Consider the following 447-nt stretch of genomic DNA (forward strand, 5'->3'; position numbering starts at 1 on the left):
GGGCGACCTGTACCGGCTTGGGAGCGGGCGGCACCGCCACACCGAATCTGGCTGCTGGTACGGTGACCCTCGATGCTGCCGCCACAGCAGCCGGTTCCAACATCGCCTGTACCTTCACCCATAACCGATTGCCCACGGTGACGGTAAGCACCATTACCAATGGGGGGACGGCAGGTGTCCCTTATACCGGTACCAACGGGGTCAACAACTTCACCAATACCACGGTCACGTCCGGGGTACCGGTGACCGGCCCGGTTCAGACCTTGACCACTTCCGGTACGTCGACCGTCGTCTCCGAAACCATCCCACCGGGCTTTACCCTCACCGGAGCGACCTGTACTGGCCTGACCCCAGGCGGTACCGCCACCCCCAATCTGGCGACGGGCACGATCACGCTGGATGCCGTTGCTACCGCTGGCTCGCCCAATATCGCCTGTACCTTCACCC

The 447-nt window shown here is 63.5% G+C and carries 1 protein-coding gene; it reads left to right on the forward strand.

What is annotated here, in order from left to right:
• Positions 1-447: prealbumin-like fold domain-containing protein (locus ACUHMQ_RS21080; RefSeq protein WP_445297395.1), on the forward strand; the 447-nt coding region annotated here is incomplete at both ends.

The sequence above is a fragment of the Chitinimonas violaceus genome, from assembly GCF_052601015.1.